The organism is Defluviimonas sp. SAOS-178_SWC (genome assembly GCF_039830135.1).
Taxonomy (GTDB): domain Bacteria; phylum Pseudomonadota; class Alphaproteobacteria; order Rhodobacterales; family Rhodobacteraceae; genus Albidovulum.
This window is the reverse complement of the sequence record NZ_CP156081.1, coordinates 3,144,981-3,161,393: the sequence shown is the minus strand read 5'-3', so window position 1 is coordinate 3,161,393 and position 16,413 is coordinate 3,144,981. Positions and strand designations below refer to the sequence as shown.

At 66.8% G+C, this 16,413-nt stretch carries 14 protein-coding genes; 6 read left to right on the top strand and 8 right to left on the bottom strand.

The window, feature by feature from the left end; genetic code table 11:
• Nucleotides 1–185: 185 nt before the first annotated feature.
• The gene (locus V5734_RS16290) at nucleotides 186–1,385 is read left to right on the top strand and encodes a pyridoxal-phosphate-dependent aminotransferase family protein (protein WP_347310685.1); all 1,200 of its coding nucleotides are present in this window, start codon (nucleotides 186–188) and stop codon (nucleotides 1,383–1,385) included.
• 11 nt (nucleotides 1,386–1,396) lie between these two features.
• Here the strand turns inward: V5734_RS16290 and V5734_RS16285 are convergent, their stop codons facing one another.
• The gene (locus tag V5734_RS16285; protein ID WP_347310684.1) at nucleotides 1,397–2,506 is read right to left on the bottom strand and encodes a pyridoxal phosphate-dependent aminotransferase; all 1,110 of its coding nucleotides are present in this window, start codon (nucleotides 2,504–2,506) and stop codon (nucleotides 1,397–1,399) included.
• Between the two features lie 45 nt (nucleotides 2,507–2,551).
• Between V5734_RS16285 and V5734_RS16280 the strand changes: the two genes are divergently transcribed.
• Complete coding sequence (locus V5734_RS16280) at nucleotides 2,552–4,246, top strand: MFS transporter (protein WP_347310683.1); 1,695 nt, start codon at nucleotides 2,552–2,554, stop codon at nucleotides 4,244–4,246.
• Between the two features lie 3 nt (nucleotides 4,247–4,249).
• Here the strand turns inward: V5734_RS16280 and V5734_RS16275 are convergent, their stop codons facing one another.
• Nucleotides 4,250–4,585: a DUF1992 domain-containing protein gene (locus V5734_RS16275; protein ID WP_347310682.1), complete on the bottom strand. Its 336-nt coding sequence runs from the start codon at nucleotides 4,583–4,585 to the stop codon at nucleotides 4,250–4,252.
• Nucleotides 4,586–4,682: 97 nt separating this feature from the next.
• A complete protein-coding gene (locus V5734_RS16270; protein ID WP_347310681.1) occupies nucleotides 4,683–7,763 on the bottom strand; it encodes a valine--tRNA ligase in 3,081 nt (1,026 codons plus the stop codon).
• A gap of 141 nt (nucleotides 7,764–7,904) precedes the next feature.
• Between V5734_RS16270 and V5734_RS16265 the strand changes: the two genes are divergently transcribed.
• Complete coding sequence (locus tag V5734_RS16265; protein WP_347310680.1) at nucleotides 7,905–8,861, top strand: zinc transporter ZntB; 957 nt, start codon at nucleotides 7,905–7,907, stop codon at nucleotides 8,859–8,861.
• Here V5734_RS16265 and V5734_RS16260 read toward each other — a convergent pair.
• Nucleotides 8,858–10,060 (bottom strand): hypothetical protein, encoded by a 1,203-nt coding sequence (locus tag V5734_RS16260; protein ID WP_347310679.1) that lies wholly within the window; start codon nucleotides 10,058–10,060, stop codon nucleotides 8,858–8,860. The genes V5734_RS16265 and V5734_RS16260 overlap by 4 nt on opposite strands.
• Nucleotides 10,061–10,318: 258 nt before the next feature.
• Between V5734_RS16260 and V5734_RS16255 the strand changes: the two genes are divergently transcribed.
• Nucleotides 10,319–10,930, top strand: a complete 612-nt coding sequence (locus tag V5734_RS16255) for an isochorismatase family protein (protein ID WP_347310678.1) — start codon at nucleotides 10,319–10,321, stop codon at nucleotides 10,928–10,930.
• A gap of 140 nt (nucleotides 10,931–11,070) precedes the next feature.
• On the opposite strand, the gene V5734_RS16250 is transcribed toward V5734_RS16255, so the two are convergent.
• The 3 genes from V5734_RS16250 to V5734_RS16240 all read right to left on the bottom strand — a co-directional run bounded on the left by V5734_RS16250 (nucleotide 11,071) and on the right by V5734_RS16240 (nucleotide 13,077).
• On the bottom strand, nucleotides 11,071–11,688 hold the full coding sequence (locus V5734_RS16250; protein WP_347310677.1) for an HD domain-containing protein: 618 nt from the start codon (nucleotides 11,686–11,688) through the stop codon (nucleotides 11,071–11,073).
• Nucleotides 11,689–11,752: 64 nt separating this feature from the next.
• On the bottom strand, nucleotides 11,753–12,508 hold the full coding sequence (locus V5734_RS16245; protein WP_347310676.1) for a VOC family protein: 756 nt from the start codon (nucleotides 12,506–12,508) through the stop codon (nucleotides 11,753–11,755).
• A 137-nt stretch (nucleotides 12,509–12,645) separates the two neighbouring features.
• Complete coding sequence (locus V5734_RS16240; protein ID WP_347310675.1) at nucleotides 12,646–13,077, bottom strand: Lrp/AsnC family transcriptional regulator; 432 nt, start codon at nucleotides 13,075–13,077, stop codon at nucleotides 12,646–12,648.
• Nucleotides 13,078–13,300: 223 nt separating this feature from the next.
• On the opposite strand from V5734_RS16240, the gene V5734_RS16235 reads away from it, so the two are divergent.
• The gene (locus V5734_RS16235) at nucleotides 13,301–14,443 is read left to right on the top strand and encodes a type III PLP-dependent enzyme (RefSeq protein WP_347310674.1); all 1,143 of its coding nucleotides are present in this window, start codon (nucleotides 13,301–13,303) and stop codon (nucleotides 14,441–14,443) included.
• Between the two features lie 333 nt (nucleotides 14,444–14,776).
• Nucleotides 14,777–15,856 carry a DUF2235 domain-containing protein gene (locus V5734_RS16230; protein WP_432759688.1) on the top strand — a complete coding sequence of 360 codons (1,080 nt, stop codon included), beginning with the start codon at nucleotides 14,777–14,779 and terminating at the stop codon, nucleotides 15,854–15,856.
• On the opposite strand, the gene V5734_RS16225 is transcribed toward V5734_RS16230, so the two are convergent.
• Nucleotides 15,840–16,328, bottom strand: a complete 489-nt coding sequence (locus V5734_RS16225; RefSeq protein WP_347310673.1) for a PaaI family thioesterase — start codon at nucleotides 16,326–16,328, stop codon at nucleotides 15,840–15,842. The two genes, V5734_RS16230 and V5734_RS16225, sit on opposite strands and share 17 nt — an antisense overlap.
• Between the last annotated feature and the right edge of the window lie 85 nt (nucleotides 16,329–16,413).

The window sequence follows — 16,413 nt, the reverse complement described above, 5'->3', positions numbered from 1 at the left end:
CGGGTTCGGATGGGGCGCCTTTTACGGGCAACGGGCGGGCCTTCGCTCAGCGCGGCTTCGGCGCCGCAGATCGGGCCGATCTAGCCCGAAAGCGCCGGGGCTGGCAAGGCGACCGGCCCTGCGGGAGGGCGATTGACCTTCCCCCGGCCGCGCCCTACGCCTTGGCGGCTGAGAGGAGAACCCGCATGAGTCTGCGCCACGGCCGTCCCTATCTTGCCATTCCCGGACCGTCGGTGATGCCCGACCGGGTTCTTTCGGCGATGCACCGCGCCGCGCCGAACATCTACGGCGGCGCGCTGCTTGACATGACGGACACGATCATCGACGACCTGCGGCGCGTCGCGCGCACCACTGCGCATGTGACTATCTACATCGGCAACGGCCACGCGGCGTGGGAGGCGGCGAATGCCAACCTTTTTTCCCGGGGCGACCGTGCGCTCGTTGCCGTCACTGGTCAGTTCGGCGCGAGCTGGGCGAATACCGTGGAACGGATGGGGGTGCGGGTCGAGCGGATTGACTTCGGACGAAGGGCGCCAGCCGATCCGGCGCGCATCGCCGAGGCGCTCGCGGCGGACAAGGCCCACGAGATCAAGGCGGTGCTGGTGACCCATGTCGATACCGCGACCTCGGTCCGGAACGACATTGCCGCGATCCGCGCGGCGATGGATGCGAGCGGCCATCCCGCGCTTCTGGCCGTCGATGCCATTGCCTCGCTCGGCTGCGACCCGCTGCACATGGACGAATGGGGCATCGACGTGCTGGTCGCGGCAAGCCAGAAGGGATTGATGACCCCGCCGGGCCTCGGCTTCGTCTGGTTCTCGGACAAGGCGCGCGAGGCCTGCCGCGCTTCGGACCTGCGCACACCCTACTGGGACTGGGAACCGCGTGCCTTCCCGTCGGAATATTGGCAGCTCTTCTTCGGCACCGCGCCGACCCATCACCTGTTCGGCCTGCGCGAGGCCCTGACGATGCTTCTCGACGAGGAGGGGCTGGAGGCCGTCTGGTCGCGGCATAAGGCGCTTGCCGGTGCGGTCTGGGCGGCGTTCGGGGCGTGGGGGGCGGCGGGCGACATCGCGCTCAATATCGCCGATCCGGCCTGCCGAGGCTGTTCGGTGACGGCGGCACGGATTGGCGGCGCCGCCGCGCGGCTGCGCCAGTGGTGCGAGGAGGAGGCGGGCGTGACGCTCGGCATCGGTCTGGGGATGGCGGAACCGTCGGATCCCGCCTACGGCGATTTCCTCAGGGTCGCGCATATGGGCCATGTGAACGCCCACATGACGCTTGGTGTCCTGGCGGTGATGGAATCCGGGATGCGGGCCTTGAAGATCCCGCACGGACCAGGCGCGCTCGACGCCGCGGCGCAGGTGGTGTCCGGGGCCGCCTGACCCCTTGCGCGCTACGCTTGCCGCGCGGCGGCAAGCGCCTCGGGCAAGGCGGCGGCGAAGAGCGTAAGATCCTGCACGCGGCCGCAGCTGACGCGGATCGACCGGTCATGCGGCGCGACGAAGGGCATCCGCACGAAGATGTCGCGCGCCACGAGTTCGGCGAGCACCTTCCGCGCAAAGGCACCGTCGGCGCCGCAATCCATCGTCACGAAGTTGGTGGCCGAGGGCAGGGGGGCAAGGCCGTTCAGCCGGGCGATCTGACCCAGTTCGCGTCGCGCCCCTTCGACCCGTTTCCGGACCTCGGAAAGATAGGTCTGATCGGCCAGCGCAGCGAGCGCGCCGGCCTGAGAGATCCGGCACATGCCGAAATGGTTGCGGATCTTGTTGAAGGCGGTGACGAGAGGGGCGGCCCCGATCGCGTAGCCGACCCGGGCGCCGGCCATGCCATATCCCTTGGAGAAGGTGCGCATCCGGATCACGCGCGGATCCTGCGCGTCGATGGCGGGCGCCGTCCCGTCGGGCGCGAGGTCGATATAGGCCTCGTCGAGGACCAGAAGGCAGCCTGCCGGCACCGCCTCGATCATGCGGACGATCGTCACCGCCCCGTGCCAGGAACCGAGCGGATTGTCGGGATTGGCGAGGTAGATGAGCTTCGCCCCGGTCTCGGCCGCCTTTGCGGTCAGCGCCTCCGGGTCTTCGTGATCGCCCTTGTAGGGCACCTTGTGGAGAGTTCCGCCGAAGCCCGCGACGTGGAAATTGAAGGTCGGATAGGCGCCGTCCGAGGTCACGACCGCGTCGCCGGGGCCGACGAGCATACGGACGAGGTAGCCCAGAAGCCCGTCGATCCCTTCGCCGACGACGATGTTCTCCGGTCCTATGCCGTGATGGGCGGCAAGCGCGTGGCGGAGGTCGTGGTTCTCCGGGTCGCCGTACATCCAGACCTCGCGGGCGGCCTTCGCCATGGCCTCGACGGCTTCGGGCGAGGGGCCGAAGACGCTCTCGTTGGCGCCGAGCCGGGCGGCAAAGGGACGATGGCGCGCGCGTTCCTGGGTTTCGGGGCCGACGAAGGGCACCGTGGCGGGAAGCCTGTCGACGAGGGGCGTGTAGCGGGGTCCGGTCATGGCGCGATCAATTCCAGAAAGCGCGGGCATCGGCAAGTATCTTGAATGTCCGACGCACCTTGCCCTCCCGACCCTGCCGGCGCAGAAAGGAGGCGCGCAGGACGGGAGGAACAGATCGCCACGCCGCTGACATTGGCACCGCTCGCCAACCGCAACTTCCGCGGTCTCTGGATAGCAAGCCAGGCCTCCAACCTTGGCTCACTGATCCAGGCGGTCGGTGCGGCCTGGATGATGGGCAGCCTGACGACCAGCCACGGCATGGTTGCGCTGGTGCAGTCCTCGAACACCCTGCCGATCATGGTGTTCTCGTTGTTCGCTGGCGCGCTGGCCGACAACTTCGACCGCCGCCGGATCATGTTGTCGGCGCAGGGGTTCATGTTCGTCGTGTCCGTGCTGCTGGCGGTCTTTGCCTGGGCCGGATGGCTGACCCCGTGGATGCTTCTGGGCTTCACCTTCCTGATCGGTTGCGGAACGGCGCTCTTCAATCCGTCCTGGCAGGCCTCGATCGGCGACATCGTCCCGCGCGACGAGGTGGCGCAGGCGGTCAGCCTCAACTCGATGGGCTTCAACCTGGCGCGATCCGTCGGGCCCGCGATCGGCGGGGCCATCGTGGCGGCGGCGGGGGCGGCGGCGGCCTTTGCCGTGAACGCGGCAAGCTATGTGGGCTTCATCCTCGGCATCTGGCGCTGGCGCCGGCCCGAGGCGAAGCGGACGCTGCCGCGCGAGGATCTGGCGCGCGCGCTGGGCGCGGGGTTCCGCTACATGGTCATGTCGCCGGCGCTGATCCGGGTCATGGCGCGGTCCTGCCTGTTCGGGATCGGCGCGTCCTGCCTGATGGCACTTCTGCCGATCTACACGCGCGACACGCTGCAGGGGTCGGCCCTGCAATACGGGTTCTTCCTCGGCTGCTTCGGGGCGGGGGCGATCGGCGGCGTGTTCATGAATGCCCGGCTGCGGGCGTGGCTGAGGAACGAACGGGTCGTGCGGCTGGGTTTCGCCGGGTTCGCGGTGGCGCTCGCGGTGCTCGCGCAGGTGCCGCCGGTCTTCCTGATCGTCCCTGCGCTGATGCTCGGCGGGGCCTGCTGGGTGCTGGCGCTGTCGCTTTTCAACACCACGGTGCAGCTTTCGACGCCGCGCTGGGTGTTGGGGCGGGCGCTTTCATTCTACCAGATGGCGACCTTCGGCGGCATGGCCGGGGGGGCATGGCTCTGGGGGACTGTGGCCGATCACGGTGGGGTCCACCTTGCCTTTTGGCTGGCCGCAGCGGTGCTTCTGGTCGGGCTCTTGACCGGAAAACTCCTTCAGGTTCATGAGTTTACCGATCTCGACCTGACGCCGCTCGGCCTCGTCGCCGCGGTCGAGCCGCAGATCGACCTCAGGGCGCGGAGCGGGCCGATCTTCATCATGGTCGAATACGAGATCGCGCAGGAGGATGTGGACGATTTCCTCGCCCTCATGCAGCAACGGCGGCGCATCCGGATCCGCGACGGGGCGAGCCGCTGGGCGCTTCTGCGCGACCTCAACCGGCCGGAAATGTGGAGCGAGAAGTACTACGTGCCGACCTGGGTGGACTATGCCCGCCACCTCGCGCGGCGGACGAAGGCCGACGAGGCGGTGCAGACCGCGATCCGGGCCTTGCACCGGGGGGCGGAGCCGCCGAAGGTCTGGCGCAAGATCGAGCGGCAGACGGTGCCGCCGCACGACGACGCGCCGCCCTTGCCACCGGTGGAACTGGCCTGAGGTTCAGGATCTCAGGAACTTGCGGCGCGCATCCTCGGCGATGCCGCGGCGCAGTTCGAGGCGGGCGATCTCGGCCATCGCGGCCTTGCGGGCGTCGTCCGTCCCGGCCTTGGCATAGATCTCTTTCGCCACGGCGATCTGCTTTTTCAGGGTGATCTCTTCGGGCAGGACGCCGGCTTCGGCCATGACGCGGAAACCGATCGCCTCTCCGGGATCTGTGAAGATGTCGCCGGCGCGGTCGGGGAGGGGCTTACCCTCGCCGGTCAGGCCTTGCAGCTTGCCCTCGGCCCGGGCCTTGAGCATGCGGCGTTCGGCGATGCGGTCGATCCAACTGGCCATGCGCTACCTCCACCGGAAATATAGGGGAGGTCTTCGCCACGGGAAAGGCCGGGGGCGCAGCCCCCTGACCCCCGGGATATTTCCGGCAAGATGAAGCTCAGCCGATGTCGGAGAGGCGTTTCAGGGCGGTCTTCAGTTTCGCCGCCTCTTCCGCGCCGAGGTCCAGCTTTTCGCGGGTTTCCTCGACGATCTCCTCGGGCGCGCTTTCGACGAATTTGGGGTTGGCGAGGCGGCCTTTGAGCCCGTTCAGGTCCTTTTCGAGTTTCTCCAAGGCCTTGGAAAGGCGGGCCTTTTCCTCGGCGATGTCGATCACGCCCTCCAGCGGGATGGCGAAGCTGCCGCCTTCGACGGCGACGGTGATCGCGCCTTTGGGGGCCGTGCCCTCCGTCATGCCGTCGAGGCGGCCGAGGCGGGTGATCATGGGTTCGTTCTCGGCCCAGGCCTTGCGGCCGCGCTCGTCCATCGCGGTCATCACGATGGGGAGCTTGAGGCCCGCCGGGACGTGCATCTGGGCGCGGGCGGAGCGGATTTCCTCGATGAGGGAGATCACCCAGTTCATCTCGCGGTCGGCGGCCTCGTCGATCAGTTCCGCCCCGTAGGTCGGCCAGTCGGCGTGGACGAGCATTTTGGCGCGCTTGCCCGTAAGTGCCCATAATTCCTCGGTAATAAAGGGCATGATCGGGTGGAGGAGGGTGTAGCACTGGTCGAGGACCCAGGCCATCGTGGCCCGGGTTTCGCCTGCGTGCTCGCCGTCCATCAGGGGTTTGGCGAATTCGACATACCAGTCGCAGACCTTGCCCCAGACGAAGGCGTAAAGCGTGTTCGCGGCGTCGTTGAAGCGGTAGTTGGTGAGCGCCTCGTCGACCGCCATGCGGGCGCGGGCGGTCTCTCCGATGATCCAGCGGTTGACCGTATGTTTGGCGTCGGTTTCGCGTAGGTTTTCCGTAGCTACAGCGTCACGACGCAAGCACCCGTTCATTTCGGCGAAGCGGGTGGCGTTCCAGATCTTCGTGGTGAAGTTCCGGTAGCCGGCGATGCGGTCCTTGGAGAGCTTGAGGTCGCGGCCCATCGCGGCCATCGCGGTCAGGGTGAAGCGCACCGCGTCGGCGCCGAAATCGGCGATGAGGTCCAAGGGGTCGAGGACGTTGCCCAAGCTCTTCGACATCTTCTTGCCCTTCTCGTCGCGGACGAGGGCGTGGACATAGACGGTGTGGAAGGGGACCTGATCGACGACGGCGAGCTGCATCATCATCATCCGGGCGACCCAGAAGAAGATGATGTCGAAGCCGGTGACGAGGACATCGGTCGGGAAGTATTTCTTCAGTTCCTCCGTCTCCTCGGGCCAGCCGAGCGTGCCGATGGGCCAGAGGCCGGAGGAGAACCAGGTGTCGAGGACGTCGGGGTCGCGAACTAGGAGGACATTCGTGACAATGTCGTTTTCGGTGCCGACGCCGTAGCTTTCACGGCCAGCACCTTCGATGCGCTCTTTGGCGAGGTAAACGCGGATGTCGCGACCAAGCTTCTCGCTATAGAACGACTGAGCCTGTTTCTTAGCCTCAGCTTCGGTTGAGGCGCAGAAGCCGCACGGCTCTTCGCCCTCTGATCCGAGGTCTTTCAAAGGCGGCCCATACCACACCGGAATCTGGTGCCCCCACCAGAGCTGGCGGGAGATGCACCAGGGCTCGATGTTTTCCAGCCAGTGGAAATAGGTCTTGGCGTCGCGTTCGGGCAGGATGCGGGTGTAGCCGGCCTTTTCGTCGAAGGTTCCGGCCTCTTGCGCCGCCATGCCGTCGCGCACGGCTTGCAGCGCGGGTTCCACGATCTTCGCGGTATCGACGAACCACTGGTCGGTCAGCATCGGTTCGATGACCACCTTCGAGCGGTCGCCATGCGGCTGCATCATCTTGTTCTGCTCGACCAAGGGCAGGCGTTCGAGATGTTCGGCGCCGGTTTCCTTGTCGATGCTCTTGTGCAGCATCGTGACGGCCAGCCCCTCGGCATTGATCTGCTCGATGACGCGCTTGCGGGCCTCGTAGCGGTCCAGTCCGCGCAGGTCGTCGGGGACGAGGTTGATCGCGTCCACCTCGGCCTCGGTCAGGGTCTTTTCGCCCTTGGCGACGGCCATGGCGATGGCGGCGGCCTCCGAATAGGGGGCGCCGTCGGCCCGCATATGGGCCTTGGTGTCCATCAGCCGGTAGCAGGGGATGTTGCCGCGCTTGGCGACCGCGTAGTCGTTGAAATCATGCGCGCCGGTGATCTTGACCGCGCCCGAACCGAAATGCGGATCGGGGTATTCGTCGGTGATGATCGGGATCAGGCGGCGGTGTTCCTTGGGGCCCACCGGAATCTCGCAGAGCTTGCCGACGATGGGCGCGTAGCGTTCGTCCGAGGGATGCACCGCCACCGCGCCGTCGCCGAGCATCGTCTCGGGCCGGGTCGTGGCGATGGAGATGTAGTCGCGCGTCTCACGCAAGGTGATGTTGCCGTCCTCGTCCTTCTCCACATACTCATAGGTCTCGCCGCCCGCGAGCGGGTATTTGAAGTGCCACATCTGGCCCTGCACCTCGATCTGCTCGACCTCGAGGTCGGAGATCGCGGTCTCGAAATGCGGGTCCCAGTTCACCAGCCGCTTGCCGCGATAGATGCAGCCTTTGTTGTAGAGGTCGACGAAGACCTTGATGACCGCGTCGTGGAAATTGCCCTCTTCGCCGTCGGGCGCGTTTCTGGCGCCGGACATGGTGAAGGCGTTGCGGGACCAGTCGCAGGAGGCGCCGAGGCGCTTCAGCTGGTCGATGATCGTATTGCCGGATTTCTGCTTCTGCTCCCAGACGAGCGCGGTGAAATCTTCGCGCGTCATGTCCGTCCGCCGGCGGTTGGTCTTGGCAAGCTCGCGCTCCACGACCATCTGGGTGGCGATGCCGGCATGGTCCTGCCCCGGCTGCCAGAGCGTGTCGAAACCCCGCATCCGGTGCCAGCGGACGAGGATATCCTGCAGCGTGTTGTTGAAGGCGTGGCCCATGTGGAGCGAGCCCGTCACGTTCGGCGGCGGGATCATGATGCAGAAGGTCTCCGCCCCCGGCCTGGCGTTGGCACCGGCCCTGAAGGTGCCGGCCTTTTCCCAGGCGGCGTAGAGGCGGGTCTCGGCCTCGGCGGCGTTGAAGGTCTTTTCCATCGGCATCTCGGGCATCCGTCCTTTTGTCGGTTTCCCTTAGCGAATGGCCGGGCGGAGGGGAAGGGGCGCGCTGCGGGAAGGGCGTGACAATGCCGCGCGGCCCGCGCACTCTGTCCCCCGCAGGCAGGTGCGGTGAAAGGGATCGGCATGGCGGACGTGACGGCATTCGCGATGGATGGCAGCGGGCATGCGGAACCCGCCGAAGCCTCGGCGGAGGCCGCGGGGGCGGGCGGTTTCGTCTGGATCAACGTCGATTTCTCCAGCGCGGCGGGGATCGCGTGGCTGGAGCGCGCGACGCTCGACCCCATCGCGCGCGAGGCGCTGACGGCCGACGAGACGCGGCCGCGCTGCACGGTCCACGGCGAGATGGCGCTGATCAACCTGCGCGGTGTGAACCTCAACCCCGGCGCGGAGCCCGAGGACATGGTGTCGCTCAGGCTTTGCGTGATGCCGGGGCGGGTCGTGTCGTCGCATCGCCGGCCGCTTTCCGCACTCGACGACGTGATGGAGGGGCTTCGAAACGGCCACGGGCCAACGACACCGGGCGACCTGATCGCGCGGATCGCGCTGAGGCTCGCCGACCGGGCGGAGCCGGTGGTGGCGCGGCTGAACGAGCGGCTGGACGATCTGGAGGACCAGGTGACGACGGAGGCGCCGCCGGAATTGCGGAGCGAGCTGGCCGATATCCGGAGGGTATCGTCGGTGCTGCGCCGGTTCATGTTTCCCCAGCGCGACGCGCTCTCGACGCTGGAGATCGAGGATCTCGACTGGCTCGGCCAGCGCGACCGCAGCCGGGTGCGCGAGGCGACGGAGCGGGTGACGCGGCTCGCCGAGGAGCTGGAGGCGATCCGCGACCGGTCGCAGGTGGTGCGCGACCAGATCGTCGATTTCCGCGCCGAGGCGATGAACCGCCAGATGCTGGTCCTGTCGGTCGTGGCGGCGATCTTCCTGCCTCTGGGGCTGGTGACCGGGCTTTTGGGGATCAATGTCGGCGGGATTCCGGGGGAAGGGGTGCGCTGGGCCTTCTGGGCGGTCTGCGGGCTGCTGCTGGCGATCTGCGTCTTCCAGATCTGGCTGTTTCGCAAGCTGAAGCTTTTGGGTTAGGTGCCTTCGGCGGGGGTGCCGAAGACCGCGACGACAAGACCGAAGAGCGCGAGGAGCGCGTAGAGGGCCGCGCGCAGGCGTGAGCCTTCATGGCGCCAGGCGCCGGTGGCGGCGATGGCGGCCTGGAGCGCGTAGTAGAGCGCGAAGGCGCGCGAGGCATAGGCGATGATCGCGAAGATGTCGCTGACCCAGGTCAGCGCCACGCCCGCCCCGACGAGGACGGCGTAGGCCTTGCGCACACCGACCCTGCCTCGGGTCAGCTCCGCGACAAGCCCGCCCGCGCCGCCGGTATCCGCCACGGCGGCCGAGAACTGCGCGGCTAGGGCCGCGGCGACGAGGAGGCCGGGCAGGACCGGGGCGACGATCCTCATCATGTCGATGATCGCGGTTTCCGAAAGTTCCGCCTCGCCCGGTGCGAAGAGAAAGGCGATGAGCCCGATATAGGCCATGTAGATCGCGGTCGAGAGCCATTGCGCGATGCGCATCGCGCGGCGCCGGGTCTTCGCGTCGTAATCGGCGCCGAGATAGCGCGCCGTCTCGAACCCCTGCACCGTCACGATAAGGCCGAAGGCGAGCGTGAGGGCCGGCCAGCCGGTGAGCGTCGGCGGGTCGAAGATCAGGCCGCCGTCATTGAGCTTGCCCTCGAAATAGAAGGCGAGCCCCGCGATCATCGCGGCGATGATGGCGAGCTTGACGCCGACCGAGACCTGCTCCATCCGTTCGAGCGCGTGAAACCCCTTGGTCCAGCCGGTGAGGAGGATTAGCGCGAAGACGGCGGTGGTGACGGTGCGGCCGCTGGCGTCGCTGTCGAAGGGCGTGAGGTCGACGGCGAAGGCGCCGAAGAGGTTGAGATAGTAGGCGACCGAGATCACATAGGCGAAGGCGAGCGCCCAGGAGGCGACCTTTTCCAGCCATTCCTCGGTGGCTGAACGGTCGTGGTCACGGTCCATCCGCAGCGTGATGTTGTAGCGGATCGCATTCCCGAAGGCGTAGGCGGCGGCGCAGAGGGCGGCCATGACGAGGGGGGCGTAGTAGCCGTAGCTGTGCTCAAGCACCGGGCCGAGGACGAGAAAGCCCGAGCCGATGATCGAGGCCAACGGCGTGATCGTCGCCCGCCAGAGTGGTGACCGGGCCAGGGGCGGCCAGAGCAGGAGCGCGGCGGCGGCGAGGCCGGCGAGAAGGATGAGGGCGTCGAGCATCGGGCGCTCCGGTCGGGTCCCCGGAAGGGGAGACGATTGTCCCGCCGAAGGCAAGCGCCGGATGCCCGGTCGCTCTGCCCGGCCCCGGCATTGCGGGGGGCTGTGGTTCTTCAGGCGGGAACCGGCAGCGGTGTGCGCGGCGAAATCCGGGAACCGGCCTTGGAGTATTGTCGATGAACGGTTGCTTGGCGGAACGAACCTGCGATTCCGACCAGATCGTGCTACTGTCCCTTGTGACAATGCACAGGGCGCGTCCCAATGAGCCAGATAGACATCTACCGAAAACAGCAACTGGGCGGCGCGGTTGAAAAAGGCAACCGGACGGCGTTGATCGTGGTCGATTTCGTAAACGGCTTCATCGACCCTGAGATTTTCGGGGGCGGGAACTGTCTCGAAGCGGCAAGGGCCAGTGTGAGCGTCCTTTCGGCATTCAGAGAGCGCGGTCTGCCGGTCGTCTTTACGCGCATTGTCTATGCGGAGGATGGGTCTGACGTAGGAATCTGGTGCGAGAAAGCACCCCGCCTGCGGGAGTTGACGGAGCGCAATCCGGCAAGCCACGTCATTGATATCCTGCGGCCGAGGAGCGGAGAATACGTACTATGCAAGACCCAGCCATCCGCCTTCTTTGACACGAACCTTGGATCGGTTTTGCGCAGTAGGAACGTCGACGCCGTTGCCGTCGTCGGCGCAACCACCAGCGGATGTGTCAGAGCAACGGTTGTGGACGCCATCAGCGGCAACTTCCGTCCGACGGTCATATCGGATTGCGTCGGTGACCGTGCGCAGGCTCCCCACGATGCAAACCTCTTCGACATGGAGCAGAAATACGCAAACCTGATCAGTTCGAAGAACATTCAGATGTTGTTCTGACGATTGACGATCGTCAGAATCGGTCTTGAAGCGAGTCTTTCGTGGCGGCGCGGCCGAAGATCGGCATCGTGCGCCGCTCAGCGCGCCCTGGGCGCCGATGGATAAGCCAGTCTGGCCGCGGCATGCTGCACGAAGGTGGGTCAGCGGGTCGCCGCCACCGTCGCATCTGTCAGCGGTTCCCGTTCACCGGGTCGGATTACGGCCGGATGGTAGGGCTTGCGGGCGAAGACCTCGCGCACCATGGGGGCGAAGAAGTCGATCGGCAGCGTGTCGTAATCCGGATCGAAAGACGCCTGGTCCCAGCGTTCGCAGAATTCGGCGCAGTCGTCGAAATAGGGGGTGCCCCGGTGGCGTTCGCGCTTGTGCTGGTCGAAGCCTTGCAGGTGGTGGCCGTAGTAGAGCATCTGGAAATCGCCGTGGGTCTGGACGCACCAGGTGCACTGCTCGCGCACGAAGGGTTTCAGGATCGTCGCGGCGTATTCGTCGTGGTTGTAGGGCGCGTAGATGTCGCCGATGTCGTGGAGAAGCGCCGCCACGATCCAGTCGATGTCGGCCCCGTCGCGCCAGGCGCGGGTGGCGGATTGCACCGAATGGCCAAGGCGGGTGATCTGGTAGCCCGAGAGCCCCTTGTCGAGGTCGACGAGCGCCGTCAGCAGCCGGTCTGCCGTGCCCTTGGTGTAGTCGATCTCGTGCGCGGTGAGGAATTCGTACTCTTCTCTCGTGCCATCCTTCATCTGGGTGAAGCTGACCTTCTCCATCGCCTTCCTCCTGGTGCGTGCGCGGCAAGGGGAGCGGATTTTCAGGGCCTTGGCAAGCGCCGTGTCACCTCGGGCCGACGAGGGCGAAGATGGCGCCCAGCGGATCCTGGCCGACCATGATGACGGCGCCGCCGGGCACCTCCTGCGGGCCCATGAACACCCGGCCGCCGCCGGCGGTGACGCGGGCCATCGCCGCCTCGACGGAATCGCAGCCGAAATAGGGGACCCAGAACGGATGGCCGGGGCCCGGCATGCCGGGCGCCTGCCGCATCATGCCGCCGATATCGGCCTTGGCGTGATTGAAGATGTCGTAGCTTCCCATCGCGCCCATATCCATGCTGCGGCTCGGCTTCCAGCCGAATTCCTTGCCGTAGAACGCCATCGCCGCCGCAGGGTCCGAGGTCATCAGTTCATGCCAGTTGCCGTGGCCCGCCTGCTTCTGGTCGAAGGCGCGGCCGGCGTCGTCAAGGGGCGCGAGGATGCCGAACCGGGCGCCCTGCGGGTCGGCGAGGATCGCGACGGTGCCGGTGCCGGGAACCTCCATCGGGCCGTTGAGGATCGCGCCGCCGGCCTTGACCACGGCCTTCGCCGCCTTGCCGCAATCGGTGACGGTCACATAGAAGATCCAGGCCGGGGGCGATCCTGGCGTGATCCCGGCGACCATGTCATCGCCCGACGAGGCGAGACGGTAGTCGAAGCCGGGCATGCCGGCATCGGCTGTCGTCCAGCCGAGGACATGGCCGTAGAACGCGGCCGCGCCGGTGGGGTCCGTTGTCGCCAACTCGTACCAGCAGGGGGTGCCTTTGCGGGTCTTCGCCATGATCGTTCCTCCATTCCGGTGCCGGCTAGGTTGGGCCGGCCCTGCGCCAGCCTGCGCCCCGGAGGGGGCTTACGGCAAGGGGGAAGGCCGCGCCGATAAAGCAGGTTTGAACGGGGCTTCAGGCGGTGGCCGAAACCTCAGACCGCGCGGTCGAGCTTGGTCGAGAGGTGAATCAGGCTTTCGGAGCTTTTCACCCCGGTCATCTCGCCGATCTGGTCGAGCACGTCGTCAAGCGCCGCCGTCGAGGACGCGGCGACCTGAAGGAGAAAGTCCACCCGGCCCGAGGTCGTGTGGATCCGCTCCACCTCGGGGATCGCCCGCAGCCGGGTCAGCACATTGGCCTGGGCGCGGGGTTCGATCGTGAGAAGCACGGTCGCCCGAATCCGGTTCTGTCGCGCCGCCTCGCCCAGCTTTACGGTGTAGCCGGCGATCACGCCGGACGACTCGAGCCGCTCGAGCCGCGCCTGAATCGTCGAGCGCGCCACCTTCAGGCGCCGGGCGAGAGTCGCCACCGAGATGCGGGCATCCGAGCCCAGGAAGCCCAGGATCGAGCGGTCGAGATCGTCCATTCTGCAACACCGGCGATTTGACTGACGTTTTCGTCATATTAACGACCGCACGCCGCAAATCTACTCTTTTTATCGGTCAGTTTGTGCCTCATATCCCCGACACTTCGTACAGGAAAAGGGCGGCTCATACGCACCTGGCCTGGTTGGTTGAAACGCGCAAGCGTCTCCCGACCCGTCAAGCCGGGGCAAGAGGTGGCTGCGCTCTGTTGGCAGGAGCAGGCCGATGGGGCTTTCCAAGACTATCTGGACGAATCCGTCCGAATTTCTTCGCACGCAACAGCCGGTCAACCCGGTCATCTTCTTCGCGCCCGCCGTCCTGCAATCGACCGCGCGCCGGTTCATCGACGGCTTTCCGGGTCTCGTGACCTACGCCGTCAAGTCGAATCCGGACGAAATGGTCGTCCAGAATCTCGTTGCCGCGGGGATCGAAGGCTTCGACGTCGCCTCTCCGGCCGAGATCGAGATGATCGCGCGGCTCGCGCCCACGGCCGCCATGCACTACCACAACCCCGTCCGCGCCCGGCACGAGATCGAATATGCCGTGTCGATGGGTGTCACCTCCTATTCCGTCGACAGCCATTCCGAATTGCGGAAGCTGATCGAGATCGTGCCCGCCGGCGCTGAAATCTCGGTGCGGTTCAAGCTGCCGGTCTCCGGCGCGGCCTACAATTTCGGCGCCAAGTTCGGCGCGACCGTGGAAAAGGCGGCAGAGCTTCTGCGCGTCGTCGACGACAGCGGCTATGTCGCCTCGCTCACCTTCCATCCGGGCACGCAATGCACCGATCCGATGGCGTGGGACGCCTATATCCGCGCCGCCGCCGAGATCTGCCGCATCGCGGGCGTGAAGGCCCGCCGCCTCAATGTCGGCGGCGGTTTCCCCTCGCACCGGGTGTTGGACGAGCTGCCGCAGCTCGACGCGATCTTCGAGCTGATCGACCGCGTCGCCGACGAGGCGTTCGAGGGCACGCCCCCGGCGCTTGTCTGCGAGCCGGGCCGCGGCCTTGTCGCCGAGAGCTTCACCCTGGCCGCGCAGGTCAAGGGTCTGCGCGACGACGAGCATGTGTTCCTGAACGATGGCACCTACGGCTCGCTCGACGAACTGCCGCTGGCCGGGATGATCGACCGCCTTGCCGTCATCGCCCCGGACGGCCAGCGCCGGTTTGCGGCGCCGCGTTCGCGCATCATCTTTGGCCCGACCTGCGACAGTGTCGACCGCCTGCCGGGCGAGGTCATGCTGCCGGGCGATCTGGCCGAGGGCGACTATGTCGTGATCTCGGGCATGGGTGCCTATTCGACGGCGACCAACACCCGCTTCAACGGCTTCGGTGCGCTGGCGATCGAAACCGTGATGCGCCTCGACGCCTGATCGCGTCCTGACAACCGGCGTCGCGTCGCCCGTCCGGGTCCGGTCGGGCGGAAGCGCCGGTCGCGATTCCGTCCCGCGATTGATGGCCGCACCCCCGGGACACCGGGGGAGGGCGGGGCGATGCTGCGTTGCGGCTGAGTCTCGCGCGGGCCCAGTCTGCGCCCTGAGGAGCGCGTGCAACGGCAAGGCTTCGTCAACGATACCGGGTTAGGATTCTCTGACTGTCGCAATGTTCGAAACGGTTGCACACTATCACGCGGAATTGGCGGTGCGTCAGTTGGCGGATGAGGTTTCAGGGCGTAGCATTGAACAGGGGCAAGGAGACGGGACGTGGTGCGGCAGTTTGCCAGCAAGCTCTTCGAACTTCTGCGGATCGGCCGGCGGGTCGAGACACAGGTCCCGGTTCGTGGGCGCGGGCCCTGCGACCATGTGATCCTTCTCGATGGCACGCTCTCATCGCTGGAGCCGGGCGAAGAGACCAATATCGGCCTCATCTACCGGCTTCTTCAGTCGCAGCCCGCTTCGGCGCGGCTGTCGCTCTATTACGAAGCCGGGGTGCAGTGGCACATGTGGCGCCACACGGCCGACGTTGCGATGGGGCGCGGGATCAACCGCCAGATCCGCCGCGCCTATGGCTGGCTTTCCACCCGCTACCGGCCGGGAGACCGGATCTACTTTTTCGGCTATTCGCGCGGCGCCTACGCGGTGCGGTCGCTGGCCGGGATGATGGATCAGGTCGGCCTTCTGAAGGCCGAGCACGCGACGGAGCGCAACGTCCGGCTTGCCTACCGCTACTATCAGCGCGAACCCGGCAGCCCCGGCGAGAAGGTGTTCAGCCGCCGCTTCTGCCATGACAATGTCGGGATCGAGATGATCGGCGCCTTCGACACGGTGAAGGCGCTGGGCGTACGGCTTCCGTTCCTGTGGATGTGGACCGAGCCGCAGCACGAGTTCCACAACCATGCGCTCGGCCCGGTGGTGAAGCACGGCTATCAGGCGCTGGCGCTGGACGAGACCCGCGCCGCGTTCGATCCGATCATGTGGAAGACGACGGATGGCGACTGGTGGGGGCGGGTGGAGCAGGTCTGGTTCCGCGGCGCGCATGGCGATGTGGGCGGCCAGTTGGCCGGGTTCGACGCCGCGCGGCCGCTCGCCAATATCCCGCTGGTCTGGATGCTGGAAAGGGCCGAAGGCTGCGGGCTCAACCTGCCGGAGGGCTGGCGCGCCCGGTTCCCGACGGATTCCGGCGTGCCTTCGGTCGGCACGGTGCGCGGCTGGGGCAAGGCGTTTCTGTTGCGGGCGAAGCGGGAGGTCGGGCGCGACCCGTCCGAAAGCGTCCATCCAAGCGCCGCCGTCCTGTCGGCGCGCGGCGGCTGGCGGCTGCCGCTGATCTGGCTCAGCCGCCGGACATGATCAGGCAGGTGGTCGAGCCGGTGGCGTAAAGCATGCCATCTTCCGCCCCGCGCAATTCTCCCCGCGCGACGCCGGTCGAGCGACCGGCATGCTGCACCACCCCCTCGGCGATGACCCGCGTGCCGAGCGGTATCGCGCGGGTGATGTTCACGCGGTATTCGAGCGTGGTGTAGTAGCTGCCCTTCGGCACCGTGGTCATCACCGCGCAGCTCATGCAGCTGTCGAGAATCGCGCCGTACCAGCCGCCATGCAGCGCGCCTGTCGGGTTGGTGTGGGCGAAGTCCGGCATGCCCTCGAAGACGACGCGGCCCGGCGCCACCTCGGTCACGCGGAAGTTCATCGTGGCGGTGATCGCGGGGCCGGCGATGCGCCCGTCGCGCACCGCCTGCATGAAATCGAGGCCGGACATCGACAGGAACCTCTCGCGCGGCAAGAGGTCGTCGGGGCTTTTCGCAGGGTAGGGGCTGGTCATCGCTTGGCTTTCCTGTGGCGGCAAACCGGCCTAGCCCGGATTGGCGCGATGGGAAAGCAGGTCGCTGCGTCGCGCGGGAATCCCC